28 protein-coding genes are annotated in these 24729 nt (G+C 70.5%); 9 read left to right on the top strand and 19 right to left on the bottom strand.

Annotated elements, in window-relative coordinates:
- Nucleotides 1–146: 146 nt before the first annotated feature.
- The 10 genes from C5H89_RS07545 to C5H89_RS07500 all read right to left on the bottom strand — a co-directional run bounded on the left by C5H89_RS07545 (nucleotide 147) and on the right by C5H89_RS07500 (nucleotide 7558).
- A complete protein-coding gene (locus C5H89_RS07545) occupies nucleotides 147–623 on the bottom strand; it encodes a bifunctional nuclease family protein (RefSeq protein ID WP_104106412.1) in 477 nt (158 codons plus the stop codon).
- Between the two features lie 33 nt (nucleotides 624–656).
- Nucleotides 657–1355, bottom strand: a complete 699-nt coding sequence (locus tag C5H89_RS07540) for a MerR family transcriptional regulator (protein WP_104106411.1) — start codon at nucleotides 1353–1355, stop codon at nucleotides 657–659.
- Between the two features lie 58 nt (nucleotides 1356–1413).
- On the bottom strand, nucleotides 1414–1929 hold the full coding sequence (locus tag C5H89_RS07535) for an FHA domain-containing protein (protein ID WP_104106410.1): 516 nt from the start codon (nucleotides 1927–1929) through the stop codon (nucleotides 1414–1416).
- Nucleotides 1930–2044: 115 nt separating this feature from the next.
- Nucleotides 2045–2431, bottom strand: coding sequence for a glycine cleavage system protein GcvH (gene gcvH, locus C5H89_RS07530; protein WP_104106409.1), 387 nt, complete (start codon nucleotides 2429–2431; stop codon nucleotides 2045–2047).
- 43 nt (nucleotides 2432–2474) lie between these two features.
- On the bottom strand, nucleotides 2475–3266 hold the full coding sequence (locus C5H89_RS07525; RefSeq protein ID WP_104106408.1) for a DUF881 domain-containing protein: 792 nt from the start codon (nucleotides 3264–3266) through the stop codon (nucleotides 2475–2477).
- Nucleotides 3259–3591 carry a small basic family protein gene (locus C5H89_RS07520; RefSeq protein WP_101524413.1) on the bottom strand — a complete coding sequence of 111 codons (333 nt, stop codon included), beginning with the start codon at nucleotides 3589–3591 and terminating at the stop codon, nucleotides 3259–3261. The genes C5H89_RS07525 and C5H89_RS07520 overlap by 8 nt, the downstream gene beginning before the upstream one ends.
- Nucleotides 3588–4463, bottom strand: coding sequence for a DUF881 domain-containing protein (locus C5H89_RS07515; RefSeq protein WP_104106407.1), 876 nt, complete (start codon nucleotides 4461–4463; stop codon nucleotides 3588–3590). The genes C5H89_RS07520 and C5H89_RS07515 overlap by 4 nt, the downstream gene beginning before the upstream one ends.
- A complete protein-coding gene (locus tag C5H89_RS07510) occupies nucleotides 4460–5065 on the bottom strand; it encodes a CDP-alcohol phosphatidyltransferase family protein (protein WP_240181752.1) in 606 nt (201 codons plus the stop codon). The genes C5H89_RS07515 and C5H89_RS07510 overlap by 4 nt, the downstream gene beginning before the upstream one ends.
- Nucleotides 5066–5150: 85 nt before the next feature.
- On the bottom strand, nucleotides 5151–6200 hold the full coding sequence (locus C5H89_RS07505; protein ID WP_104106406.1) for a hemolysin family protein: 1050 nt from the start codon (nucleotides 6198–6200) through the stop codon (nucleotides 5151–5153).
- Entirely contained in the window at nucleotides 6197–7558 is a 1362-nt protein-coding gene (locus C5H89_RS07500; protein ID WP_104106405.1) for a hemolysin family protein, read from the bottom strand. Before C5H89_RS07500 ends, C5H89_RS07505 begins: the two co-directional genes overlap by 4 nt.
- A 187-nt stretch (nucleotides 7559–7745) precedes the next feature.
- On the opposite strand from C5H89_RS07500, the gene C5H89_RS07495 reads away from it, so the two are divergent.
- Both C5H89_RS07495 and C5H89_RS07490 read left to right on the top strand, forming a co-directional pair.
- Nucleotides 7746–9218: a sulfatase gene (locus tag C5H89_RS07495; protein WP_104106404.1), complete on the top strand. Its 1473-nt coding sequence runs from the start codon at nucleotides 7746–7748 to the stop codon at nucleotides 9216–9218.
- 10 nt (nucleotides 9219–9228) lie between these two features.
- Nucleotides 9229–10707 carry a gamma-glutamyltransferase gene (locus C5H89_RS07490; protein WP_104106403.1) on the top strand — a complete coding sequence of 493 codons (1479 nt, stop codon included), beginning with the start codon at nucleotides 9229–9231 and terminating at the stop codon, nucleotides 10705–10707.
- 48 nt (nucleotides 10708–10755) lie between these two features.
- On the opposite strand, the gene C5H89_RS19490 is transcribed toward C5H89_RS07490, so the two are convergent.
- Nucleotides 10756–11448, bottom strand: coding sequence for an acyltransferase (locus tag C5H89_RS19490; protein ID WP_275887107.1), 693 nt, complete (start codon nucleotides 11446–11448; stop codon nucleotides 10756–10758).
- Between the two features lie 33 nt (nucleotides 11449–11481).
- Between C5H89_RS19490 and C5H89_RS07480 the strand changes: the two genes are divergently transcribed.
- Nucleotides 11482–12372, top strand: a complete 891-nt coding sequence (locus C5H89_RS07480; RefSeq protein ID WP_104106402.1) for a Gfo/Idh/MocA family oxidoreductase — start codon at nucleotides 11482–11484, stop codon at nucleotides 12370–12372.
- 16 nt (nucleotides 12373–12388) lie between these two features.
- Here C5H89_RS07480 and C5H89_RS07475 read toward each other — a convergent pair whose 3' ends face one another.
- A complete protein-coding gene (locus tag C5H89_RS07475) occupies nucleotides 12389–13573 on the bottom strand; it encodes an acyl-CoA dehydrogenase family protein (RefSeq protein WP_104106401.1) in 1185 nt (394 codons plus the stop codon).
- A 103-nt stretch (nucleotides 13574–13676) separates the two neighbouring features.
- On the opposite strand from C5H89_RS07475, the gene C5H89_RS07470 reads away from it, so the two are divergent.
- Nucleotides 13677–14393, top strand: a complete 717-nt coding sequence (locus C5H89_RS07470; protein ID WP_104106400.1) for a helix-turn-helix domain-containing protein — start codon at nucleotides 13677–13679, stop codon at nucleotides 14391–14393.
- On the opposite strand, the gene C5H89_RS07465 is transcribed toward C5H89_RS07470, so the two are convergent.
- A complete protein-coding gene (locus C5H89_RS07465) occupies nucleotides 14382–15011 on the bottom strand; it encodes a hypothetical protein (RefSeq protein WP_162799279.1) in 630 nt (209 codons plus the stop codon). The genes C5H89_RS07470 and C5H89_RS07465 overlap by 12 nt on opposite strands.
- 185 nt (nucleotides 15012–15196) lie before the next feature.
- Between C5H89_RS07465 and C5H89_RS07460 the strand changes: the two genes are divergently transcribed.
- Both C5H89_RS07460 and C5H89_RS07455 read left to right on the top strand, forming a co-directional pair.
- The gene (locus tag C5H89_RS07460) at nucleotides 15197–15493 is read left to right on the top strand and encodes a DUF4193 family protein (protein ID WP_101524403.1); all 297 of its coding nucleotides are present in this window, start codon (nucleotides 15197–15199) and stop codon (nucleotides 15491–15493) included.
- Nucleotides 15494–15651: 158 nt separating this feature from the next.
- The gene (locus C5H89_RS07455) at nucleotides 15652–16458 is read left to right on the top strand and encodes a SigB/SigF/SigG family RNA polymerase sigma factor (RefSeq protein ID WP_240181751.1); all 807 of its coding nucleotides are present in this window, start codon (nucleotides 15652–15654) and stop codon (nucleotides 16456–16458) included.
- A 23-nt stretch (nucleotides 16459–16481) separates the two neighbouring features.
- Here C5H89_RS07455 and C5H89_RS07450 read toward each other — a convergent pair whose 3' ends face one another.
- Nucleotides 16482–16862 carry an MmcQ/YjbR family DNA-binding protein gene (locus C5H89_RS07450; RefSeq protein WP_104106827.1) on the bottom strand — a complete coding sequence of 127 codons (381 nt, stop codon included), beginning with the start codon at nucleotides 16860–16862 and terminating at the stop codon, nucleotides 16482–16484.
- Nucleotides 16863–17057: 195 nt separating this feature from the next.
- On the opposite strand from C5H89_RS07450, the gene C5H89_RS07445 reads away from it, so the two are divergent.
- Nucleotides 17058–18038, top strand: coding sequence for a sulfotransferase (locus C5H89_RS07445; protein WP_104106397.1), 981 nt, complete (start codon nucleotides 17058–17060; stop codon nucleotides 18036–18038).
- A gap of 76 nt (nucleotides 18039–18114) precedes the next feature.
- Here C5H89_RS07445 and C5H89_RS07435 read toward each other — a convergent pair whose 3' ends face one another.
- From C5H89_RS07435 to C5H89_RS07420, 4 genes are all read right to left on the bottom strand, one after another.
- The gene (locus C5H89_RS07435; RefSeq protein WP_104106396.1) at nucleotides 18115–19011 is read right to left on the bottom strand and encodes a hypothetical protein; all 897 of its coding nucleotides are present in this window, start codon (nucleotides 19009–19011) and stop codon (nucleotides 18115–18117) included.
- A 74-nt stretch (nucleotides 19012–19085) separates the two neighbouring features.
- The gene (locus C5H89_RS07430) at nucleotides 19086–19817 is read right to left on the bottom strand and encodes a hypothetical protein (RefSeq protein ID WP_205304919.1); all 732 of its coding nucleotides are present in this window, start codon (nucleotides 19815–19817) and stop codon (nucleotides 19086–19088) included.
- A complete protein-coding gene (locus tag C5H89_RS07425) occupies nucleotides 19814–20596 on the bottom strand; it encodes an HAD family phosphatase (RefSeq protein WP_205304918.1) in 783 nt (260 codons plus the stop codon). Before C5H89_RS07425 ends, C5H89_RS07430 begins: the two co-directional genes overlap by 4 nt.
- Complete coding sequence (locus C5H89_RS07420) at nucleotides 20593–22110, bottom strand: mannitol dehydrogenase family protein (RefSeq protein WP_104106394.1); 1518 nt, start codon at nucleotides 22108–22110, stop codon at nucleotides 20593–20595. Before C5H89_RS07420 ends, C5H89_RS07425 begins: the two co-directional genes overlap by 4 nt.
- 161 nt (nucleotides 22111–22271) lie before the next feature.
- Between C5H89_RS07420 and C5H89_RS07415 the strand changes: the two genes are divergently transcribed.
- The gene (locus tag C5H89_RS07415) at nucleotides 22272–23321 is read left to right on the top strand and encodes a CDP-glycerol glycerophosphotransferase family protein (RefSeq protein WP_104106393.1); all 1050 of its coding nucleotides are present in this window, start codon (nucleotides 22272–22274) and stop codon (nucleotides 23319–23321) included.
- 230 nt (nucleotides 23322–23551) lie between these two features.
- Here the strand turns inward: C5H89_RS07415 and C5H89_RS07410 are convergent, their stop codons facing one another.
- On the bottom strand, nucleotides 23552–23830 hold the full coding sequence (locus C5H89_RS07410) for a hypothetical protein (RefSeq protein WP_104106392.1): 279 nt from the start codon (nucleotides 23828–23830) through the stop codon (nucleotides 23552–23554).
- A 206-nt stretch (nucleotides 23831–24036) separates the two neighbouring features.
- On the opposite strand from C5H89_RS07410, the gene C5H89_RS07405 reads away from it, so the two are divergent.
- A complete protein-coding gene (locus C5H89_RS07405; RefSeq protein ID WP_104106391.1) occupies nucleotides 24037–24717 on the top strand; it encodes a response regulator transcription factor in 681 nt (226 codons plus the stop codon).
- Nucleotides 24718–24729: the final 12 nt, after the last annotated feature.

Genomic DNA, 24729 nt, shown 5'->3' with positions numbered 1-24729 from the left:
GGGGGAAGTGAGGTGGCGGCTGCCGGGAGGCAACCACAACGGTGGAGTTACAACGGAGACAGTTCAAGGTAGGTGCCTACTCGAGGCCGGTCAACGCCCAGCCCCGGCGTGTCGCCAACTCTCACCTTCAGGTTGAGGGTGAGGGCTCAGTGCTCCTCCGGGGACTCGAAGTCCTCAGGGGTGACCTGGTCGAGGAACTCGCGGAAGGCCTCCACCTCGTCCTCCTGCTCGGCCGGAACCGCCAGGCCGGCCTCGTCGAGCACGTCCTCGGCGACCACGATCCGGGTCCCCGTCCGCAGCGCGAGCGCGATCGAGTCCGACGGACGGGCGCTCACCTGAGCGCCGGACCCGAAGACCAGGGTGGCGTAGAAGACGCCGTCCTTGACGTCGGTGATCTGCACCTCGCTCAGCGCCGACCCCGTCGCCTCGAGCACGTCCTTGAACAGGTCGTGGGTCAGCGGGCGGGGCGGCACGACACCCTGCTGGGCGAACGCGATGGCGGTGGCCTCCACAGCGCCGATCCAGATCGGGAGGTACCGCTCCCCCGTGACCTCGCGCAGCAGCACGATGGGTTGGTTGGAGGGCATCTCCACCCGGACTCCTATGACGTCTACCTCTCGCACGTCTGCAACCCTACTCTGGGTCGGTTGCCCGGGTCAGGCCCCATGCAGGCCGTTCTTGACCAGCGTGGCATGCAACCGCACCGAGAGAGCGGCGATCTCGCTCACGGCGTCGGCGACCCGACCCTGGGCGGCGGAGTCGCGACCTCGCTTGAGCGGGGCCACCACCTGCTCGACCAGGCCGACCTCGCGGTCGGCTGCGGTCTTGAAGGCGCGCAGGTGGCGGGGCTCGAAGCCGAAGTCGGCCAGCTCGCGGGCCGTCTGCGCGATGACCAGGGCGTCGGTGTCGTAGTGCCCGGTGCCTGGCCGCGGGCTGATCAGGCCGAACTGCTCCAGCTGTGCCAGCAGCTCCTCGCTGATCTCGGCGATCTTGATCAGCTCGCGACGCGAGAGCCGGACGTCGGAGCGACGGGCGAAGGACTCTGCCGACGGCAGGCCGTCGCGGTTCAGGGCGACGGTGGGCACCGTCGGGACCACGGCCTCGATGGGCGGCGGCTCCAGGCCCCGGTCTATGGCGTCCAGGTGCTCGCCGATCACCTTCAGCGGCAGGTAGTGGTCACGCTGCATGCGCAGGATGTAGCGCAGCCGCTCCACGTCGGCGACCGAGAACTTGCGGTAGCCGGACGGGGTGCGCTCGGGCTTGATCAGACCCTTGTCCTCGAGGAAGCGGATCTTGGGGATGGTGACGCCGCCGAAGTCGGGGCGCAGCACGTCGAGCACCTGCCCGATGTTCATTCGCCCCCGGTCGGAGTGCGACGTCGCGGCGGAGGAGGGGACCACGTCCGACGCCTGCTCAGCCACTCACGTGGCTGGTGAAGTAGACCAGTCGGTACTTGCCGATCTGCACCTCGTCACCGTCCGTCAGCTCGACCGAGTCGATGCGGTCCCGGTTGACGTAGGTGCCGTTGAGGCTGCCCACGTCGCTGACCGTGAAGCCGCCCTCCGGGTTGCGCCGGAACTCCGCGTGCCGGCGCGAGACCGTGACGTCGTCGAGGAAGATCTCGGAGTCGGGGTGCCGACCGGCACTGACGAGGTCGGTGTCGAGGAGGAAGCGGCTTCCCGCGCCCGGTCCCCGCTGCACCACGAGCAGCGCCGAGCCCGTCGGCAGGGCGTCGACCGCGGCCGCGTCCACCGCACTGAGGGCCCGGTCAGAGCTCTCGGCGCGCTCGGGAGTGATGCTGATGGTGGCGGTGGAGTCGGAAACGACACTCGGTTCGGGAGTGGACTCGCCGCCGAGGCGCGCACCGCATTGTGAGCAGAAGCGAGCTTCGTCCGGGTTTTGCTTTCCGCAGGCCGTGCAGAACGGCATCTGTCCTCCGCTTCGCAGGTTGTGGGTCCCTCCTGCCCTGAGAACTCTCAAGGCAGGGCTGAGGCTTGAGGTGTGAGACGAACCTATCAGTCACACCGCGGCGGGGTCACCCGGATCAGGAGAGTCCGGCCTGATAGGCGGCTGCGTCCAGCAGTGCCTCGAGCTGCGCGGGGTCGCTCGGCGCGACCTCGAACAGCCATCCGGCCGCGTAGGGGTCGTTGTTCACCAGCTCCGGAGTGGAGTCCAGCGCATCGTTGCGGGTAACGACCTCGCCGGACACCGGGGCGTAGATGTCGCTGACCGACTTGGTCGACTCCAGCTCGCCGCAGGCCTCGCCGGCGGTGACGCTCTGCCCGACCTCGGGGAGCGAGACGTAGACGATGTCTCCGAGGGCGTCCTGGGCGAAGTCGGTGATCCCCACGCGGACCGCTGAGGTGCCGCCCGCCTCGGGACGGCGGACCCACTCGTGCTCCGCGGTGTAGTGCAAGTCCTCGGGATACATCGCGGGCTCCTCCTGGGTTGGGCGGTCACGGTGTGCGCCGAGGCTACTGCCCTTCCGCCTGCTCGGCGAAGTCGGCCCTCGGGAGGTCTCGCACCGTGGTGATCTCGACCGCCGGGAGACGCTCGATGACCACCTGCGCGCCCTCCTCCTCCAGCTGGGAGACGGGGCCGGTGACGTAGGTGAGTCCGGTCTGCATGGTGTTCGGCTCCCCGATCACCTCCAGGACGTACGGCGACGGCAGGACCTCCCCGTCCACCGCGATGCGGTCGTCCACGACCGAGAAGGAGCTCTGCGCGACCAGACGGACCTGGTCGTTGAACTCCATCGCCTCCGCGCCCGCGGTCCGCAGCTCCTGCACGACGTCGAGCAGGGAGTCGGTGCGGATCCGGCCGGTCTGCTCGGTGATGGTGATGCGCAGCCCGGGTCCGGTGACAGCGACGGTGCCGGCCAGGATGTTCAGCGTCTCCAGGCGTTGCTCGGCCTGCGCGATGGCGGCCTGACGCGCGTTCGAGTCGGTCTGGAGGTCGCGCTTGGTCTGCTCGAGCTGGCTGATCTCGCTGCGCGCCCGGTCCGAGGCCCCGGTGAGACCGTTGAAGATCTCGATCAGGTCCTCCTCGCGGCGGCCCTGGTAGGTGTCGTCCAGCTCGGTGCTGCGCACCTGGGTCACCGTGGCGAACCCCAACGTCGCGAGCAGCACCGCGACGATCAGCTGGGAGCGGGTGGGACGCCCCATGGCCCGCGCCAGACGAAGTCGCCGGCTCCACGCGGGGACCTGCGGCTCCTTCTCCCCCGGGCCGGGCGGCTGCTCGCGGGACGGTTCCTGGGGCTCAGGCATGGAACACGTGGCGCCGGATCGCGGCGGCGTTGGAGAAGATGCGGATGCCCAGCACCACGATGACGCCGGTGGAGAGCTGGCTGCCCACCCCGAGCTTGTCGCCGAGGTAGACGATGGTGGCGGCCAGGACGACGTTGCTGACGAACGAGACCACGAACACCTTGTCGTCGAAGATGCCGTCCAGGAACGCTCTCAGCCCGCCGAACACCGCGTCCAGGGCAGCGACCACGGCGATCGGCAGGTAGGGCTCCAGACCCAGCGGGATGTCGGGCTGGAGCAGCAGGCCGGCAAGGATGCCCAGCAGCAGCCCGAGAGCGGCGATCACGGATTGATCTCCTTGTCCATGCGGTCCTCGTCCAGAGTCTTGGTCACCGCTGCCCGCAGGGTGCGGACCCGCGCGGCGGGCAGTTCCAGGTCGTCATCATTCTCCATCTCGAACACGAAACCCAGCGAGCGCGCCAGGCTGAACCAGACCGAGCCGTGGGTGCTGTCGAGGAAGCGCGCCTGCAGCGTGTCGGGATCCCCGACGGCCAGCACGGTGTACGGCGCGTTCAGCGGCCGGAAGTTCACGTGGATCGCGGGGCCGGTGTTCTGGATCGGGGACAGTGCGGTGAGCCGCTGACCGTTGATGGCCACGGCCTCGGCCCCCGCAGCCCACAGCCCGTCCACCAGGATGCCGAGATCGCTGGCCCGCACGAGCGGGTCCTCGTCGCCCTCCGGCGCGTCGTCCACGGTGATCCGGACCCCAGGACCGCGCACCGCCAGGTAGCCGGTCCGCACGCCGAGCCGGCTCACCCGCTGTCCGACCTCCTGCTCGGTCTGCCTCAGCTGGCGCAGCTCGTCGTCCGCCTCCACGTTGTCGTCGCGGACCTCGCCGGCACGGGCGCGCAGCACGGTGACGTCCTCCTTCTCGTCCTGGATGCGGGAGATGAGGCTGGCCCGGCCCAGGGCGTCGACGTCGGCGTTGAGCGAGGTCTGCACCGCAGCCACCGCGACGAGGATCCCGAAGACCGCGATCACGGCGCCGGTGGCGACTCGACGACCGCGCCCCCGGGTGGGCACCTGGCCCTCCCCGGCAGCCCGGCGCGCCGCGACGTGCTGGTAGTCCTCGTCCATGGACTGGGAGGTGATCAGCGACAGCAGCGGCTGCGTCACGTGCTGGGGCAGGTCCGAGGACCGGGGCTCCTCGGCGCTCATGCCCGCTCACCGGCTCGCGGCAGCGGCGGCAGCTCGATCAGGAGCGTCCGCACCTGCCAGGCGTAGAGCACTCCGGCCCACCAGTACAGACCGATGCCCCAGATCGCGAAGGCCCAGCCGAACACGTCGGCGAGCGTGGCGATCGTGCCCGACCCCTCGCCGAGCAGCAGCAGCGGGAACGCGTAGAGCAGGTTGAACGTCGCGGCCTTGCCCAGGAAGTGCACCGGCAGGGCGCTGAACCCGCGGGTGCGCAGCACCGGGACCAGGCCCCACAGCAGCAGGTCGCGCAGGGGCAGGATCGCCGCCACCCACCAAGGGACGATGTCGCGCATCGCGAGCCCGAAGACCACCGCGAGGATGTAGAGCCGGTCCGCGATCGGGTCGAGCAGTTCACCGAGCGGCGAGCGCTGGTCCAGCACCCGCGCCAGGTAGCCGTCGAGGTAGTCGGTGAGTCCGGACACCATCAGCAGCACCAGTGCCCAGCCGTCGGCCTCCGGCCCGAGCACGAGCCAGAGGAAGAGCGGGATCGTGGCGAGCCGGGCAAGGCTCAGGAGGTTGGGCACCGTCCACATGCGCGCCGCGCGCTGGGGCTGGTCGGGCACTCGCTCTCCTGATCTCGAGGTCTCTCGTCGGCTGCGGTTGCTCGCAGGTCCCCGACAGCCTATCGAGCCCCAGGTTGGCCGAGGGTCACACCGATTCCTCGTGGTGAGCCCCGTCACGGATCTCGCCCACCAGCTCCTCCAGCACGTCCTCGAGCGTGACCAGACCCAGCACGCTGCCGTCCTCGGAGATCACCCGCCCCATGTGGGCGCCCCTGCGCTGGAGCCCTTCGAGGGCGCCGTGCAGCGGGTCGGTGGCGCGGACGCTGGCGAAGGGCCGGATCCACTTGTCGTCGACCGCCCTCCCCCGACGCGACTCGTCGCTCTCCAGGACGTCCTTGATGTGCAGGTAGCCGAGCAGCTCGCCGTCGTCGGCGACCACCGGGAAGCGCGAGAAGCCGGTGGCGGCGCACAGGTCCTCCACGGCGGCGACGGTGCTCCCGCGGCGCACCGTGCTGAGGCTCTCGGCCGGCATGAGGACCGAGCTCACCGTCTTCTCGGTGAACCCCAGCGCCCCGGCCAGGCGGTCGTACTCGTGGGCCTCGATCATGCCCTCGCCCCGGGACTCCTCCACCAGGGCCGCTACCTGCTCGCGGGTGAAGGTGGAGGCGATCTCGTCCTTGGGCTCGATGCGCATCAGCCGGAGCACGCCGTTGGCGCACGTGTTGATGCCGGCGATGACCGGGCGAAGGATGGTGATGATCACCACCATGGGCGGACCGAGCAGCAGCGCGGCACGCTCCGGGCCGGCGATGGCGATGTTCTTGGGCACCATCTCGCCCAGCACCACGTGCAGGTAGACGACCACGATCATCGCGATGACGAAGGCGATCGGGTGCAACAGCTCGCCAGGCAGTCCCACCACCTCCAGCAGCGGCTCGATCAGGTGGGCCACCGCGGGCTCACCCACGGCACCGAGACCCAGCGAGCAGATCGTGATGCCGAGCTGGGCACCGGCCATCACCATGGACACCTGCTCCATCGCGCGGATGGTGCTTCGCGCCATCTTCGACCCGGCCTCGGCCAGCGGCTCGATCTGGCTGCGGCGGGCGGAGATCAGTGCGAACTCGGCGCCGACGAAGAAGGCGTTGAAGGCCAGCAGCACGATCGCGACGAACAGGGCGCCGAAGTCACTCATGACGCCTCCCCGTCCTGGTCGCGAGGTGTCGCCGAGAGTCGCAGTGCTACCCGGTCCACCCGCAGGCCCTCCATCCGCTCGACGGTCAGGGTCACCTCACGCTCCTCGGCCTCGCCGTCCTCGGTGCGGAAGGGCACCACGAGCTCGGCCACGTCGCCGGCGGCCGGCACACGCCCCAGCTCCCGCACCACGAGACCGGCGATGGTGTCGTAGTCCTCGTGCTCGGGCAGCTCGATGCCCGAGACGTCCTCCACCTCGTCGGGGCGCAGCAGCCCCGAGAGCGACCACGTCCCGTCCCGGCGCTGCCGGGCCCGCTCACCGAGCCGGTCGTGCTCGTCGGAGATGTCTCCCACGATCTCTTCCACCACGTCCTCCAGGGTCACGATCCCGGCCTGGCCGCCGTACTCGTCGAGGACGACCGCCATCTGGAACCCGTCCTGGCGCAGGAGGGCCAGCAGCGGGTCCAGGCGAAGCGAGTCGGGGACGACCATGGGCTTGACCATGATGTGCTTGACCCGAGTCGTGGCGCGCTCGTGCACCGGCAGCGCGACGGCGTGCTTGACGTGCACGGTGCCGACCACGACGCCGTCGGCGTCCAGGACCGGGAAGCGGGAGTGGCCAGTCTGTCGGGCCAGCTCGATCACGGTGGCCGCCCGGTCGCTGGCCTCGATGCTGGTGGTCCGCACCCGCGGCGTCATGATCTCACCCGCCGTGCGAGTGCCGAACTCCACCGAGCGCTCCATCAGCTCTGCGGTCTCCGCGTCCAGCGTGCCTTCGTCGGCCGAGCGCTGCACGAGGGAGGCCAGCTCCTGGCTGCTGCGAGCCGAGCGCAGCTCCTCCTGGGGCTCGATGCCCAGGCGCCGGACGATGGCGTTGGCCGAGCCGTTGAGCAGCCGGAGCGGCCAGGCGATCGCCCTGGTGAAGCCGCGCTGCGCCCTCTGCGTGGCACGCGCGGTGGCCATCGGCAGCGCAAGGGCGAGGTTCTTGGGGACCAGCTCACCGAAGAGCATGGTCAGGAACGTGGACAGCACCAGGCCCATGCCGACCGCGATCGGGGAGACGAGGGCGTCGGGGACTCCTACGCGCTCCAGCGGACCGTCGACCAGCCGGGCGATCGCCGGCTCGGCCAGGAAGCCGATGGCCAGGTTGGTGATGGTGATGCCCACCTGCGCGCCGGAGAGCTGGGTCGAGAGGCTGCGCAGGGCGTGCTGCACGCCCACCGCGCCGGCGTCACCGCTCTCGGCCTCCCGGTCCACGGCGGTGCGATCCACCGTGACCAGCGAGAACTCCGCCGCCACGAAGACACCACACGCCGCGATCAGCAGGAGGGAGACTCCGAGGAGGATCAGCGGCGTCATCGGCCGGTCGCCAGGTCACGATTGCAGGGGCTGGGATGAGAACTACTTTGAGGCCCGTCCATGGGTGGAGACTGTTCCTTCGATCTCGGCAACGATGTCCACACTCTAACGGGCAAGACTAGGCTGGGATCGCCACGCCGTCGGGTCCACGACCGTGGACCGAGGACCGGGGCGGAGCAGAGGGACGATGGCACGAGCCTGGCGGCAGGGGATGCTCGCCCTCGTTCTGATCGGCCTCCTGGGAGCCCTGGCCGCCGGGGTGGCCGGTTCGTCCGGGACCTCCTCGGCCCTGCGCGCCGCCGGTTCCTCCGATGACCGGCCCAACATCGTCGTGGTGATGACCGACGACCAGAACGACTATGAGCTGGCCTGGATGCCGCGGACCCGGGCCCTGCTCGCCGACCGGGGCATGGACCTGACCGACGCCATCTCGCCCCACCCCCTGTGCTGTCCGGCGCGCGCCGAGCTGGTCACCGGCCAGTACGCCCAGAACAACGGGGTGCGGCACAACAAGGGCCGGTACGGCGGCAATGCGGCACTCGACCCGGCCGACACCATCGCCTCGTGGTTCTCCGAGGCCGGCTACCGGACCGGCTTCATCGGCAAGTACCTCAACGGCTACGGCGCGAAGCAGGCCCGCCCGCCCGGCTGGGACCGGTGGGACCCCCTGGTCCAAGGGGTCTACGACTACCGGAACTTCACGTTCCTCAACGACGGCCGCCCTCAGTCCTACCGCAACGACTACGTCACGCAGGCCATCGAGGAGCGCACCAACGCAGCGGTGCGTGCGTTCTCGGCGGCCGACGAGCCGTTCCTGCTGATGTCGTGGCACCTCGCCCCCCACTACCGGCTCGACAAGAGGAACAACAAGGCCCTGCCTGCCCCGGCCCCCCAGGACAAGGACCGGTTCACGCGGAGCCGGCCGCCGTCCCTGGACAAGCCGAGCTACGCGGAGCAGGACCTCTGCGACCAGCCACGTGCCTTCACCGTCCGCAGGCGGCCGGACGACGCCCAGGTACGGGCTGAGTTCCGGGCCCGGCTCAGGAGCCTGCAGTCCGTGGACCGCGCCGTGGCGTCCCTGGTGAGGACCCTGCGGACCACCGGCGAGCTGGAGAACACCTACCTGTTCTTCCTCTCCGACAACGGCTACCTGCTGGGCGAGCACCGTTTCATCGGCAAGAACGTCCTCGTCGAGGAGGCACTGCAGGTGCCGCTGCTGGTGGCAGGCCCGGGGATCGAGCCGGGGTCGACCTCGGCGGCTCCGGCCTCGCTGGTCGACCTGCCCGCCACCTTCGCGGACCTCGCGGGCCTGCAGCCGTCCCGGGTGCTCGACGGCCTCTCGCTGGTGCCGGTGCTGCGCGGCGAGACGGCCAGCGTGCGGGACACCACGCTGGTCCAGACTGGCACCGACCAGGGAGACGGCTGGGCCCAACGGGGCGTACGGACCGCGAGGTACCTCTACGCGACCCGCTCCGGTGGCTCCGACGCGGTGCTGTACGACCGCTGGCTCGACCCCTTCGAGACCCGGAACGTGGCCGAGGACCCGCGGTACGCCGGGGTGCGCGAGAGCCTGGAGTCCCGAAGGCGCCAGCTCTTGGAGTGCACCGGCTGGACCTGCAATCGCAGCTTCGGCCAGCCGCCCGACCCGGCCGGGCAGTAGCCTGCGGCTCATGACTGACGTGGCGGTGGCCGCCCCCAACGCCGCGGCCGCAGACGCCGGCGAGCGGGTGGCCCAAGCGGGCGGCAACGCGGTGGACGCCGCCGTCGCGGCCGTCCTGGTGACCATGGTCAACGAGGTGGGCCTGGTCTCGCTGAGCTCCGGTGGCTTCGTCACCGTGCAGCCCCCCGGCGACGGGACGCCGTACACGGTCGACGGGTGGATGGACATGCCCGGGCGCGGCCGGAAGTTCACGCCCGGGGCCGGCACCTGGGACATCCACACCGAGTACGGCGGCGGCGTCGACATCACCATCGGCCCGGGCTCGGTCGCGGTCCACGGCTCCGTCGCCGCCCTGGGTGTCGCCCACCGGCGCGAGGGCGCCCTCCCCTGGTCGGAGGTGGTGGCACCGGCCCTGGAGGTGGCCCGCGGCGGCTTCCGGCTCGGCACCGCGTCGCGCTACTACCTCCACCACGTCCACGAGAGCATCTTCGGATGGGACCCGGTCAGCCGGGTCGCGGTGCACGACGCGAACGGCCAGGTGAGCGCCGACCTCGTCTCCGTCCCGCACCTGGCGGACTCGCTGGAGGAGATCGCCGCGCACGGCCCCTCGGCGCTGCACACCGGTGACCTGGGCCGGCTGATCGCCCGGGACGTCACGCAGCGGGGCGGCCTGCTCGGCCTGGACGACCTGGTGGCCTACCAGCCCTTGACCCGACCGTCGTTGCGCGCGGACGCGGCCGGGTGGCGCCTCTCGACGACCCCGGCTCCCTCGGTCGGGGGCGTGTGCGTCGCGGCCATGCTGCGGCTGCTCGACGGCCGGCCGAAGGGCGGCTGGGCTCCCGAGGACGTGGCACTCATGGTTCAGGTGCAGCGCGCCGTGCTGGGCTACCGCCTGGAGCACCTGGACCACTCCCCCGACCTCGAGCAGGCTTCTCGCGAACTGCTGGCCCTGGCGGGGTCGTCGGGGCTCACCGTGGCCGAGTCGGGCTCGACCGCTCACGTCTCAGCCGCCGACAGCGACGGTCGCGCGTGTGCGGTGACGGTCTCGTCCGGCTACTTCTCCGGGATGATCGCGGAGGGGACGGGCATCTGGCTCAACAACACCCTCGGGGAGCAGGAGCTGAACGCCCAGGGCCTGCACGCCGCTCGGCCGGGCACCCGGCTCCAGTCCAACATGGCGCCCACCGTGGCCCGCCACGAGTCCGGGACCGTGCTGGCGATCGGCTCCCCCGGCGCCAGCCGCATCTCCACCGCGATCGTCACCGCGCTGGCGGGCTTCGTGGGCGGGATGAGCCTGCAGGACGCGATCGAGCAGCCTCGGGTTCACCTGCACCGTGCCGGTCGCCCCGATGAGGAGGTCCAGCACGAGACCACGCTGTCCATGTACTTCGGCGGGGTGGGCGCCGCGCTCGCCGGCCCGGACGGCCACCTGCTGGCCGCGGCCGATCCCCGCCGCGAGGGAGCGGTGCGCACCGTTCGCCGCACCTAGCTAGGCCGGCCGGGCCGCCCGGGCTTCGGACCGGGTCGAGGTCCGGACTCACGCACCGGTGAGGACTGCCTCGACCTCCGCTGCCGTGAACGGCGGCCGCACCTCTCCCGAGCCGTCGGTGGCGACCCAGCCCACCTCCGGGACGTAGCGCCGCACCGTCCTGGCGGGCACCCCGGCCACCACGGCGTGGTCCTCGACGTGACCTCGGACCACCGAGCCCGCCCCGACCACCACGTGGCGTCCCACGGTGGCCCCGGGCAGGATCACTGCCCCGTTCCCGATCCAGGAGCCTGAGCCGATGCTCACCGGCTGGTGACGGCCGAGCTGCAGCCCGATCGGCATCCCGGGGTCCTGGTAGCCGTGGCTGGCGTCGGAGACGAAGACGCTCTGCCCGAACCAGACGTCGTCACCGATCACCACGGACTCGTGGGCGGTGATGGTGGTGCGGGCGCCGATCACGCAACGGTCGCCGATCACCAGGCCACGCTCGGGGAGGTCGTCCTGGTCGGGGAAGTAGCCCACGCTCAGCGAGCAGTGCCGGCCGACCAACGTGTTCTCACCGAGGTGGATCGCCGGCTCCCCGAAGAGCGCGGCCGCGGGAAAGGCGATGCAGCTGCCCAACCCGAACCGGCCGAACCGGTCCGCGGCGTCGGTGTCCGGATGGATCGCGGCCATCACCTCCACCCAGTTGCGCAGCCGGTGCAGGGCACGGTTGAGTACACGACGGGAGGAGGGGGGCACGGCCGCACGGTACCCGCAGGTAGGAGGAGGCAGATGCGTTTCGGACTGGTGGGCACCGGACCCTGGGCCCGTCTCACCCACGGCCCCGGCCTCGTGGCGGCTCCGGGCCTGGAGCTGGGGGGTGTGTGGGGACGGTCGACCGAGCGCGCCGGGAGGCTCGCCGCGGACCTGGGCACCGCCAGCTACCCGTCGTACGACGACCTGCTGGCCGACGTGGACGCCGTCGCGTTCGCCGTACCCCCGGACGTGCAGGTCGCCCTGGCCCTGAGCGCCGCCCGCGCTGGCAAGCACCTGCTGCTGGACAAGCCGGTCTCCACCGACCCCGGGACCGCCCGCGAGCTCGTCGAGGCCGTCGAGGCGGCCGGAGTCACCACCGTCGTCTTCTTCACCGACCGCTTCGCACCCCAGTGGCAGGCCTGGCACGACGAGACCGTGCGGACCGGCGGCTGGCGCGGCGGTTGGTCCCGGTGGCTCACGTCGCTGGACGCGGGGACCAACCCGTTCCGCGAGTCGGCCTGGCGGCGCGAGCGGGGCGCCCTGTGGGACATCGGTCCGCACGTGCTGTCCACCCTGAGCGCCACCCTGGGACCGCTGACGTCGCTGCACGCCGTCGGTGGAGCAGCCGACACCGTGACGCTCTCGATGACGCACGAGGGAGGAGCCACCAGCACCGCCACGTTGTCGCTCTTCGCGCCGCCGGCCGCCAACGACCGCGAGACCACCTTGTGGGGCGAGTCCGGATTCTCCACGATGCCCGGCCGTCGGCCCGGTGAGGACCCGGCCTGCCTGGCCCGCGCTGCCCGCCAGCTCGTCGACGCCGCCGACGCGGGCGAGAGGCACCCGCTCGACGTCGCCTTCGGTGCCGAGGTGGTGGGGTGGCTCAGCCGAGCCCAGGTCCAGCTCGACACCCGCACCGGGAGCTGAGCCCGGCGGGTCGCCCTCAGCCCACGCTCGCCAGCTCGTCGACCGGGAGCCCCAGCGCCAGTGACCCGGTGTGGGCCAGCGTGAGCTCGGGTGAGAACGGGTGGAACTTGGCGGCCCGGACGTCCCGGTAGGCGCGCTCGACAGGGTGGCCCTTGAAGAACGCCTGGCCCCCCACGACGTCCATCGCCCGGTCGCAGACCTCCTGCCCGGCCAGCGCCACCTCCCGCTTGGCGATCATCACCGCCCGCAGCGTCTCCAGCGAGGGCTCAGGATCGTCGCCCACCACGGCGCTTGCGCCCGCCAGCGCCCAATCGGCCACCTGGACGCGGTGCTCCATCAGCCCGATCTGGCGCTGCACCAGCACCCGGTCGGCCCGGGCGCCCGCCGTCTCCAGGGCAGAGGACAGCGCACCCTCCGCGATGCCGAGGTAGACCCCGGAGATGATGGGCATCGCGATGCTCAGGATCACCTGCAGCGGCGGGTCCACCATTCCCCACGGGCGGTTGGCCAGCACGGCTTGCTCGGGCACGAAGACGTCCTCGATCAGGATGTCGTTGCTCGCCGTCCCACGCATCCCCAGGGTGTCCCAGTTGCCCAGGACCGTGACGCCGTCGGCGCCGATCGGCACGGCCACGTTGAGCACGCGTCGCCCCTGATCCGGATCCTGGTAGGCGAACATCGTCGACAGCACCGTGCCGTGGGTCGACTGGCTCGCGAAGATCTTGCGCCCCGAGACGCGGTAGCCTCCGTCCACCTTGATCGCCTCACCGCGGGGCGCGGTGAGGTCGGCGCCACCCGTGGAGACGAGCACGATGCCGTCGGCCACGATCCGCCGCAGGGTCGCCTCGGCCCCGGGCAGTCCCCGCCGGTGCCGCCACGCCACGAAAGCGGCGACGTGCTGGTGCATCGACGTGGCCAGGGCGGTGGATCCGCAGTACTTGGCGAGCTCCCGCTGCACCATGGTCACCTGCCGCAGGGTCGCCCCCATGCCACCCAGCTCCTGGGGCACCGCGAGCGCGAGCAGACCCCTATCCCGGACCAGGGCCAGCCCTTCCTCGACGAAGGTCCCGTCCTCGTCGTGTCGTCGTGCGTGGCCGGCGATCTCCCGCCCCACCCCCGCCGCGAGCTCGCGCAGCGCTGTGTCGTTGTCGGTGTGGATGTCGGTGGACCTGCCGGTGTCGTTCGTCAGTGTGTTGGTCATGGCTCGACGCTAGGGATCCGCTGGCAGGCCCGCCCAGTGCACGAACGTGACCTGGCCAGTACAAGATCTGGACTCCCACCCCGGCCGGAGAGCACCATGGAGGATGGCTGAGTACGGTCGATACTGCCCGGTTTCCATCGCCACCGAGATCCTCGCGGACCGGTGGACACCGCTGATCGTGCGCGAGCTGGTGCTGGGGAACACCCGCTTCAACGACATCGCACGTGGCCTGCCCGGGATCTCGCGCACGCTGCTTGTGAACCGCCTACGGCATCTCGAGCGCCGCGGAATCCTCGACACCTGGCCGTCGCCGGCCGGGCACGGCCGCGAGTACCACCTCACCGCCGCGGGCAGGGACCTGGAACGGGTCATCGAGGTGCTCGGTACCTGGGCCATCGACTGGTTCTTCGACGAGGTCCGCCCAGAGGAAGTGGACGCCGTGACCCTGGTCTGGTGGATGCACCGCAGGGTCGATCCCTCGGCCCTGCCGCCGCACCGGGTGGTCGTCCGGTTCCACTTCACCGGCGAGCAGCCGCAGTCGCTCTGGATGCTGCTGGACCGGGGCGAGCCATCGGTGTGTCTCACCTCGCCGGGCTTCGACGACGACGTGGTCGTGGTGACCACGATCCCCACTCTCTCCGACGTCTTCCACGGCAGGCGCAGCTGGACCGCCGCCGTGGCCGTGGACGACATCGAGGTGCTCGGCCAGGTCCGCCTGGCCGCAGCGCTCCCCCGCTGGTTCGTGTGGAGTCCCTTCGCCGAGGCGACGCGCGCACGGCTCTCCCGGCTGGCTACCGGCGCACCCGCCTCAGGACACTGAGACCGGGAGGGGCAGGTCCAGCTGTGGCGCGGTCTCGCGCAGTGCGCCGCGGCGCCAAAGCAGGTGGATGGCGAGGGCTGCCACGACGGCACCGAGCACCCCCAGGCCGAGGTCGCTCAACGTGTCGGCGTAGGCGAAGCGCCGCTCGTCGGAGCCGCTGATGAATGCGAAGTACTCCGCGATCTCCCAGCCGATCGCCGCAGTCGATCCGACCGCCAGGGCGCGTTCCAGCACCGAGAGCAGTCCCGCGCTGCGGTGCATGGTGAGCAGCACAACGGCGGCTGCCAGCAGGCCGACGTTCATGAAGTGCATCCAGTCGTCGAACCAGCCGATCTGGTCGTACAGGTCCAGCCGGTTGCCCAGGATGTCGGAGAAGCACGTGACGGTGACCAGGGTGTCGGCCAGCCAGGGGAACGAGGCACGCTCGCGCCAGGCCGTGAGCCAGATGACGGGCACCGTGAAGGCGAGCACCGGGTAGGTCAAGGCACGCAGATGGGCCGCCTTGCCCTCCAGGTGCGCCCACTCCGGATTGATCACCACCAGCGCCAGCATGAACGTGAGAGCGGCCTTGAGAGTGAGGTTGAGACGCCGCACGCCCTGCGGCACGGGGTGGCGCACGGGGCCAGTCTGGGTCTCCATTTGAGCCGCAGCCTACCTTTGACAGCATCACCCGAGGCACCTCGGCCCGGGGTCAGCACCACGCGGGCAGGGAGGCGGCCCGCGCCGCGCCGGACCCGGACGAGGCCACGACCTCCACGTCCCGCTACCATTCGCGCTCCCGCGAGAAGAGAGAGCACCGCTACATGGCAACCGATTACGACGCGTCCCGCAAGTCCGAAGAAGAGCAGAAGGAAGAGAGCATCGAGGCCCTCCGCCTCGCTCCCGCCAACGCGGACAAGAACTCCGGCAAGGTCGACGAGGACGAGACGGAGGCCGCTGAGTCCTTCGAGCTCCCCGGTGCCGACCTCTCCCACGAGGAGCTCGTGGTCGAGGTTCGACCGAAGCAGGATGACGAGTTCACCTGCAGTCGATGCTTCCTGCTGCACCACCACACGATGCGCTCAGCCGAGGACCCCACGGTCTGTCAGGACTGCGCCTGATCGTCCCTGAGGCCGCCTGCTCCCTGGTCCTTGCCTGCGCCAAGATTGTTGAAGATCGTATGTTTCGTGAGGTTCACGCCGGGTATGTCGCACTAGGCAGCCGGAACGTTCGGCCCGGGCCGCAAGACAACCCCCTCATTCGACAGGTGTGAACGTCCATGTTGCAGAAGTTGGCAAGCAGGGCCGGGGCAGACGGCATCTGGCCTGACCCGGCAGACCGGCGAGCGGCCACGATGCGGCTGCTGGAGCAGGCAGCGGAAGCCACCGGTCAGGCCCGGCGCGACATCCAGGACCTGGTGGTCGAGCTGAACGTGCAGTTCGCCAAGGACGTGGCCCGGCGCTACCGGGGCCGGGGCATCGACCTCGACGACCTGGAGCAGGTGGCCTGCATGGGCCTGGTGAAGGCGGTCCAGAGGTTCGAGGCCGACAAGGGCCGGGAGTTCCTGAGCTTCGCGGTGCCCACGATCCGCGGCGAGCTGCGTCGTCACTTCCGCGACCGCGCCTGGATGGTCCGCCCCCCGCGCTCCATCCAGGAGATGCAGGCTGCGATCAGCGGTGCCGAGGAGGCTCTGGTGCAGCAGTTGGGCCGCTCGCCCCGGCCTCGTGAGATCGCGGAGCACCTCGAGGCCGACCTCGACCTGGTGCTCGAGGCGCTCGGCGCCACGGGCTGCTACGTACCCTCCTCGCTGGACGCCCCCCTCTCGCCTGGCGAGTCCTCCGAGCTGGGGCAGATGCTGGGAGCAGACGAGCTCGGCTTCGAGAGCGCCGAGGCCCGGGCCCAGCTCGGGCCCGTGTTGGCCGGACTGACCGAGCGCGAGCGCACCATCATCGAGCTGCGCTTCGGTCAGAACCGGACGCAGGCCGAGATCGGTGCCGCCATCGGGGTGACGCAGATGCAGGTCTCCCGACTGCTCTCGGCGACCCTGGCCAAGCTTCGCACCGCGCTGGAGCCGGCAGCCGCCTGAGTCCAGACCTCCGTCTGGGGGCCTCAGGTCTGGGCAGCTCCTGGTCTCGGCACCCGCTCGGCGAGCCGGGCGGGCGCCTGGAGGCAGTAGGAGTCGGTCAGCAGCTCCCGGACCTCCTCCCAGTCGGTGTGCTCGTCGAGCACCAGGCCGACGACGTTGCTCCCCCACCCGGTGCGGAAGTACGGCGCTCCGAGGTGCTCGAAGGCCATCACCTCGTCCGGATCGGCACGGAAGGTGATCCGGAAGAGCTGGTCCTCTCCCCCGAAGACATGGGCGACAGTGGCGCCCGCGACCCGCCATCTCACGCCGACCCACGCGACCTCCTCCCCGCACTGCTCCAAGGCGCCCAGGATCCGGCGGAGCGGGGTCAGCATCGTCTCCGGCACCGGGGGTCGCTCTGCCATGGCCATGACCCGAGCCTGCCACTCGTGTGGGGGTGCTCCGTGTCACGGGGCCGGCCTCATCCTCACCCAGGGAGGCCGGCGTCCGCGTTCGGTGCCTGGCGCCGGGCGGGGCACGCGGATCCGCTGAGCGACCACTCGTCAGTTCCTCGTCGCAGCGGCCCTTGTCAAAGACCCCCAGTTCAATAGTCTTTCACCATGACCGTGGACCGGCTGCCGGACTTCTTCCTGATCGGCGCACCCAAGGCGGGCACCAGCGCGCTGCACGCCGCACTCGCCCAGCACCCACAGCTCTACCTTTCCGGGGTCAAGGAGCCGAAGTACTACATGTGCGGCGACTCCCCGCCGCCGGCGTACAAGGGTCCCGGGGACGCCCACAGCAACCAGGAGTGGATCTGGCAGCGTGAGCGGTACCTCCGCCTGTTCGCCGACGCGCCACCGGGGGCGCTCGTCGGGGAGAGCACCCCCTTCTACCTCTACAACCGCGACGCACGACGGCGGATCGCGGCGGACCGCCCGGACGCCAGACTGGTCGCGGTCCTGCGCGATCCCGTGGACCGCGCCTACTCCAACTGGATGCACCTGTGGATGGACGGCCTGGAGCCCCGCTCCGACATCCTCGAGGCCGTGAGCCGGGAGCAGCAGCGCATCGACGCCGGCTGGGCGCCGTTCTGGCACTACCGAGGTCTGGGGATGTACGGCCGCCAGGTGCAGGACCTCCTCGACCACTTCCCGCGTGAGCAGGTGCTGCTGCTGCGCTACCGCGAGCTGGTGGAGTCCCCGGGTGCCACGCTGCACCGGGTCTTCGGTTTCCTCGGGGTCGACTCCGCCGAGGTCGACCGGATTCCCCGCGACAACTCCCGGCCCTTCGTCCGGGACAGCCCCCGGGTGCGAGCGATCGCCCCGGTGATCCGGGCCGGGGCGACGGTGGCGCAGTTCCTGCCGCCCGAGGTCTGGCGCCGGGTGAGTCGTCCCCTGATCGCCCAACTGCACCGCGGCGGGGACGAGTCACGGCCCACCCTGACCCCCCGGCAGCGTCAGGCGCTGCTCGAGCCCCACCTGGGCGACATCGACCTCCTCGAGCGCCTCACCGGCGAGTCCTTCGCTGACTGGAAGACCTATCGCGACGGCGGCACCTTCTCCAGCAGGCACTCGGCGATGACCTCGGCCGGGGCCTGAGTCCGGGCCGACTGAGTCCGGGCCGACTGAGTCCGGGCCGACTGAGTCCGGGCCGACTGAGTCCGGGCCGACTGGGTCAGGGCCGACTGAGCGAAGTGACCAAGTCGTGCGCCCCGTCCGCGCGAGCAACCTCGAAGTAGAACCGCGTCGACCCGTCGGACAGCGGCACGGCGGACGCGTACCGCAGAGCGCCGTCGGAGTGCGGGGAGCGCAACGGCGCGAATGCCGCGTCTGCCACCAGCACCCCGTCCGCCCCGGCCCGAGCGAGCCCCGTGGTCTCGTGCCAGTTGTCCTGTGCCGTCGGGCGGCCGTCGTAGAGCACGACGAGGGGGTCGTGCGACAGCACCGCGGTGACACGGGCCCCCCGCTGGTCCCAGGAGCCGGGGGTGGGGAGCAGCACCGTGCCCTGTCGCACCCAGCGCAACCCGTCGTCGCTGGTGAGGTAGGACGTGGTCATCCGGTCCTCCTCCCCCGCCTCGGTCAGGGGGTGCTCGCAGGCCCACATCTCCCAGCGCCCATCGCGTTCGGTGATCACCGGGTCCTTGACCGCGACGGAGTCGTCACCAGCGAGCACGACGGTGCGGCGGCCCTCCGCAAGGTCTTCGGGTCGATCCGCGTCCAGCGCCTCGATCCACCAGTGCTTGGAGCCCGGCGTCGCGCAGGAGAGGTAGAGCCGCCAGCCGCCGTCCGGACGGCGATGCACCGAGGGCCGCTCGAAGGACTCGGCACCGAAGTCGTCACGAAGGACCTCGGTCACGCCGGTGAAGTCGATCCCGTCCTCGGACCGCGCCACCACGGTCGCCACTCCCCGTCCAGCATGCAGGGGGCGCCGCAAGCGGTAGGCGAGCCAGAACGTGCCGTCCACCAGGGTCACGCTGGCGGCGCCGGCCCAGTTCCCGGCGCCCGCGCCAGGAGCTGGCACCACGACCTCGGCGTCGGTCAGGTCGGGGAGCGGAAGAGTGTCCAAGGCCATGACTAAAGCCTACTGGATTGGTCCAGTTTAGCGCTCGCGCTGGGCCAGGATGTCCGGATGCCGGTTGCCTGCCGTCACCGGGTCACGATCCTGAGCCACGGGCCTGCGGGGACGTCCTTGCGGTCCACGAAGCGCCAGTCCACGCGGTCCCGGTTGCCGTTGAGCGAGCGGAACCCCAAGCAGCCGTTCAGTGCCGGCGACACGTCCATCCCGGCGTTGTTGTAGCGCTTGGACGCCGGCCGAGCGTCATCCGACCCGAAGACGTACCGAGCGTCGTGGTACTTGCCCGGGCCGGCGTCCTGAATCTGGCCGTAGCAGGTGCGGCCTCGTGACGTGATCTGCACCCAGCGGTTCTTCATGATGCTGACCTGGGGGTCGGCGACCAACGCTGCGTACCGTGGGCGCGTGGCCCAGGGCACGAGCTCGCCGCGCCGCTGGTGACCGATCGGGTCGTTGAGGTCGTCGTAGGGAAGATCGAGGTAGAACGGGTTCTGCAGCGGGTCCATGCGGCGGGGGAACCAGCCATCGCGTCGTAGGCGTCGTTCCGTGGTGCAGACCCCGCCCCGGACGCGTCCGTCGCACCCGCCGTAGCTGCCGTACCAGTGGTCGTCGTAGGTGGAGATCATCTGGCTGCCGTCGGGCGCCTGGGGATCGAAGATCTCCCCGACCCAGAACGTGGTGGCCACGATCGAGGTGTGCCACGGATAGGACTCGTTGTCCCGGTCCTGCGGGGCGGCGCCGGCCGGGGCCGTGACCGCGAGGACGACGCAGCCGGTCAGCGCAGCAAGGATCCGTCGAGGCCTCAACCCGGGCACCGCGCTCCCTCGTCACTCCGGGACAACCTCGCCACCAGCTCCGACAGGTCCGAGACCACCGCGAAGGCGCCGGCCTCCATCAGCTCCCGCGCCCGCCGTGCCCTGGTGCGAGCAGGCACGAACTGCACGGTCCCGATCGTGGGGAAGCCGGCAGCCACGGCCGAGAGGGTGCCGTTCACCGAGTCCTCGATGGCCAGGCCCTGGCGTCCGGAGATGCCGAGACAACGCCCCGCCACCTCGTAGACCGCCGGGTCGGGCTTGCTGACGGGCTGGGGCAAAGAGTCCTCGGCGCTGAACCTGCGGTCGCTGGGAAAGTGGCGACTCAGTCCCGTCACCTCAAGACACGCGTCGAGGCGCGACAGGGCGCTCGAGCTGACCAACGCGAGCTGGTAGCGCGCGTCCAGCACCTGGATCGCCTCCCTGACGCCGGCCCCCGGCGCCAGCACGGAACGCAGGTGTGCGGTGACCACGGCACGCTCCTGCGCCACCCAGGCGTCCAGCTCGGAGTCCGACAGCTCCACCGAGTAGTGCCGGGCGAAGTCACTCGCCGTGGCACGGAAGTTCTTGCCGTTCGTCGTCTCCTGCAGCTCCTGCGCCGAGAAGGAGCGCCCGGCTCCCAGAGCGGCCAGGAACCTGTTCGTGACGTCGGCCGAGGCGGCGTACGCAGGCTCCTCGGAACCGAAGAGAGTGCCGTCGGCGTCACAGAGCAGGGTCGTCACCTCGCTCAGGTCGACCGGTTCCGACTCCGGGGCGGCCAGGTGGGTGCTCACGAGATGAGGCTTCCTTCCTTTTCGTCGCTGAGCCGCGGTCGCAGCACAGCACCGTGGCTCGCGGAGAGTCGCATGCGCACGGCACCGTGCACGCCGAGGCGCTCCAGGTCACGCAGGGCGCGGCTGATCTCGCTGCGCACCCACAGGTCATCGCCGAGACCTCCCATCACGGAGCGCAGACCCAGCAGCGGTCCCGGATCCGTGCCGCCGGCGAGCGCCAGCGGTACCAGCTCGTCGCGGCGCACGTCGGTGACGTCGATCGACTCACCGGCGAGGTCGTGGCCCCGGAGATAGCGGAACCACGCCGCCACCGCCAGGATCAGGAGCGGGTTCGGTCGTCCCGCTCGCCTGGACTCGACGAGGGAGGGCAGGAGGTAGGCCGGCATCTTCGTGGAACCCCGGGCAGCGAGCCTGGCCAGGTCGTCGCTGATGTTCTCGTTGCCCAGACGGTCCAGGACCGTCGAGCGGTAGGTGCCCAGGTCCACTCCCGGGATCGGAGGCAGCAGGGGGGCGATCTCGTCCCGCATCAGCCGGACCAGGTAGTCCCGCATGATCGGATCCGCCGCCATCTGTGCCGTCGTGCGGTGTCCGGCCAGGTGGCCGAGGTACGCCATGGCACTGTGCGTCCCGTTCAGCAGCCTGGACTTCATCAGCTTGTGCGGCGCCACGTCGGCGACCAGCTCGGCTCCCACGTCCTCCAGTGGCGGACGGCCAGCGGCGAAGCTGTCCTCGATCACCCACTGGCGGAACGGCTCGGTCAGCACCGGTGCCCGGTCGACCAGGCCGAAGCGCTGGCTCACCAGCTGGGGAGCGGCTGTGCCCGGGACCGGGGTGATCCGGTCGACCATGCCGTTGGGGAAGCTCACGTGACGCCTGATCCAGCGGGCGAGGGTGTGGTCGACCATCTGCGCGAAGCCGACCACGGCGGACTCGGCGGCGGCGCCGCTGTTCGCGAGGTTGTCGCAGGACAGCACGGTGAAGCCACCGAGCCCCGCGGTACGCCGACGAGCGAGTGCCGCGACCAGGAACCCGAACCACGTCGTGGGGCGCTCCAGCCGCAGTGCCTCGGCCCGGACCGTGGCCCCGCGGTCGTCGAAGTCGCCGTTCGCGTCGAGGTTGTAGCCGTCCCCGGTGATCGTGAGCGTCACGATCCGGGTCTCCGCGTGGGCGAGCCGGCCCAGCACTGCCCGCGGGTCGTCCGGGGCGAAGAGGTAGTCACTCATGGCACCTACGACGGTCGCCGCCTCCTGCCCGGACGCACGCTCCACCACGGTGTAGAGCCTGTCCTGGGGCAGGAGCGCGCCCTTCATGGTGTCCGACACGAGACCGACCCCGGTCTCGCCCCACTCACTGTTCCCGGCACGCGCCAAGGCATCGAGGTAGACCAGCTGGTGGGCACGGTGGAAGGCGCCCACGCCGATGTGCACGATGGAGCGACGCAGGGCCGACCGGTCGTAACCGGGGGCGGCCAACCGCGGATGCAGGGCCGGAAGGGTCTTGTCACACAGATCCATGAATGCCAATCTCCGAGCAGGGAAGGACGGTCCCGGGTCGACGTGCCGTCGAACCTCCTGCTTCACCCGCTGCGGGTCAACCACGGGCTGAGGTGCTGCACAGATACCCAGACGACGCCCGGCCGAAACCTCAGGCCAGGTGGCTCTGCCAGACTGCCCCGGTGCAGATCGTCTACAACAGCTTCCACGGGCGTTACTCCGACAACCCGCGCGCGGTGTACGAGCGACTCGCAGGACGCCCGTCCCTGGACCAGCTGTGGCTCGCCGACCCCGAGCACCTGGCCTCGTTCCCCTCGGGCACGCGGACGGTGCCGATCGACAGTGCCGAGGCCACGGCGGCGCTGGAGTCCGCCGACGTGGTCATCGCCAACACCCACACCGAGGTGGAGTGGACCAAGCCGGAGTCCACGACATACGTCCAGACGTGGCACGGGACTCCGCTGAAGCGGATCCACCGTGACGTGCTGTGGGCACCGGAAGGGCGTCTGGACCGACTGGACCTCGACGTGGCGAAGTGGGACCTCCTGGTCTCCCCGAACCCCGCGAGCACACCCAGGCTGCGCCACGGGTTCCGTTACGACGGGGAGGTGCTGGAGATCGGTTATCCCCGCAACGACGTGCTGCTGGCTCCGCACGCCGACCTGGTCGCCGCCCGGGTCCGCAAGGAGCTCGACATCGACGAGGACGCCACGGTCGTCCTGTACGCCCCGACCTGGCGCGACGACGAGGTGTTCCAGAAGGGCACCCCGGAGATTCCGCTGGGGCTCGACCTCGCCGAGCTCAGCCGGCGCCTGGGTCCCGACCACGTGGTGCTGGCCCGCCTGCACCCGCTGATGACCGGCCGCAGCCCGATCCCGTCGCGGCCCGGGCTGCGGGACGTGTCCCTGCACCCCGACGTGCGGGACCTCTACCTCGTGGCGGACGTGCTGGTCACCGACTATTCGTCCACGATGTTCGACTTCGCCATCACAGGGCGCCCGCTGGTGTTCTTCACCTACGACCTGGACCACTTCCGGGACTCGGTACGAGGCTTCTACTTCGACCTCCTGGCCGAGGCGCCGGGCCCGGTGGTGACCACCGAAGAGGAGCTTGTGGCGACGCTGAGGGAGCTGCCCGTCAGGTCCCGGCGCTACACCGAGTTCCAACAGACGTACTGCTGCCTCGAGGACGGTCGGGCGACCGACCGGCTGCTGGATCGCCTGGGCCTCTGAGGCAGGTTGGCCCGCGCAGGGGCAAGGGCAAGGGCCTGAGCCTCACCGGAAAAGGGCCAGCAGGAGCACCGCTGTGACGGCAAGCGAGAGCAGGAGCGAGCCGCCGCAGCCGAGGCGGTTGCTGAAGAGCAAGAACATGGGTCCACCTTGGGGATGCTCGAGGGCTGGGCCCCGAACGCCGCCCCCGCGAGCGGGAACGGCGTTCGGGCCCGGCAGGGCGGTGCGGTGCCTTACCGGTTGTCGTCGTCGAAGAACTCCCGGCTGCCGGACTTGGCCAGCCCGCGGCTGACCATGTAGCCGATCGTGAGCAGGGTGACGTAGAACCACGCTTCCTGAGGGCCGAAGTCGCTCGCATCCACGACGGCCGACGCGATCAGCACCCCCAGCACCGCGAGCACGTAGGCGATCAGCTCGCTGGACTTGAAGGAGGCCTTGGTCTCGGTGCTCACGCGGCGCTCGGGCCGGGCGTTGGACTGTCGCGCGTTGTCGGAGTGAACGGTGGTGGACATGTTTGGTAAATCCCCTCAATTGGTGGCATCTGGAGTCCCAGGTGCTGAGTCACGCCTTCTGGCGCTCGCCGTCCGTACCCCGGGACGGCAGGCCAATCCTGTGATCTTCGACACACTCGCGGAAGTGCCACGACAGGGCACAAAGACCCGGGGCGGATGGGACTTCGGACCACGACAGGGCGCGGCGCCGGGCCTACGCTCACTGCATGTGGGAAGCATCGAGCGAGACCGAGCCGGGGGCGCGGCCGCCCGTCGAGGTGTTCCTGCTCGACGACCATGAGCTGCTGCGCCACGGCATCCGCAGTCTGCTGGAGCGCCAGGGCGACATCCTGGTGGTCGGAGAGTCCGGCTCCGCCGTCGAGGCAGCCCGCCGCATCCCCGCCCTGAGGCCGGACGTCGCGATCCTCGACGTCCGCCTCCCCGACGGGACGGGGGTGGAGGTCTGCCGCCAAGTACGGTCGATCGACCCCGGGATAGCGGTCCTGATGCTCACCTCGTACGACGAGGACGAGGCACTCTTCGCCGCGATCATGGCCGGGGCCGCGGGCTACGTCCTCAAGGAGGTCAAGGCCGCTGACTTCGTGGAGTCGGTTCGCCGAGTCGCGGCCGGGCACTCGATGCTGGACCCGGTGGCCACTTCCCACGTGCTGGAGCGGCTGCGGAACGGACCCCCCAAGGATCCACTGACCAAGCACCTGACACCCAAGGAGCAGCAGGTGCTCGAGCTCGTCGGGCGCGGGCTGACCAACCGCCAGATCGCCGAGCACCTGGGCCTGGCCGAGAAGACGACGAAGAACTACGTCTCCATCATGCTCGGCAAGCTCGGGGTCGCTACCAGGACCCAGGCGGCCATCATCGCGGCCCGCCAGTCCAGCCAACCCAGGTGACCTACGCTGCAC

The organism is Nocardioides sp. 616, assembly GCF_002930065.1.
Lineage (GTDB): Bacteria > Actinomycetota > Actinomycetes > Propionibacteriales > Nocardioidaceae > Nocardioides > Nocardioides houyundeii.
This window is presented reverse-complemented; position numbering and strand designations above follow the sequence as displayed.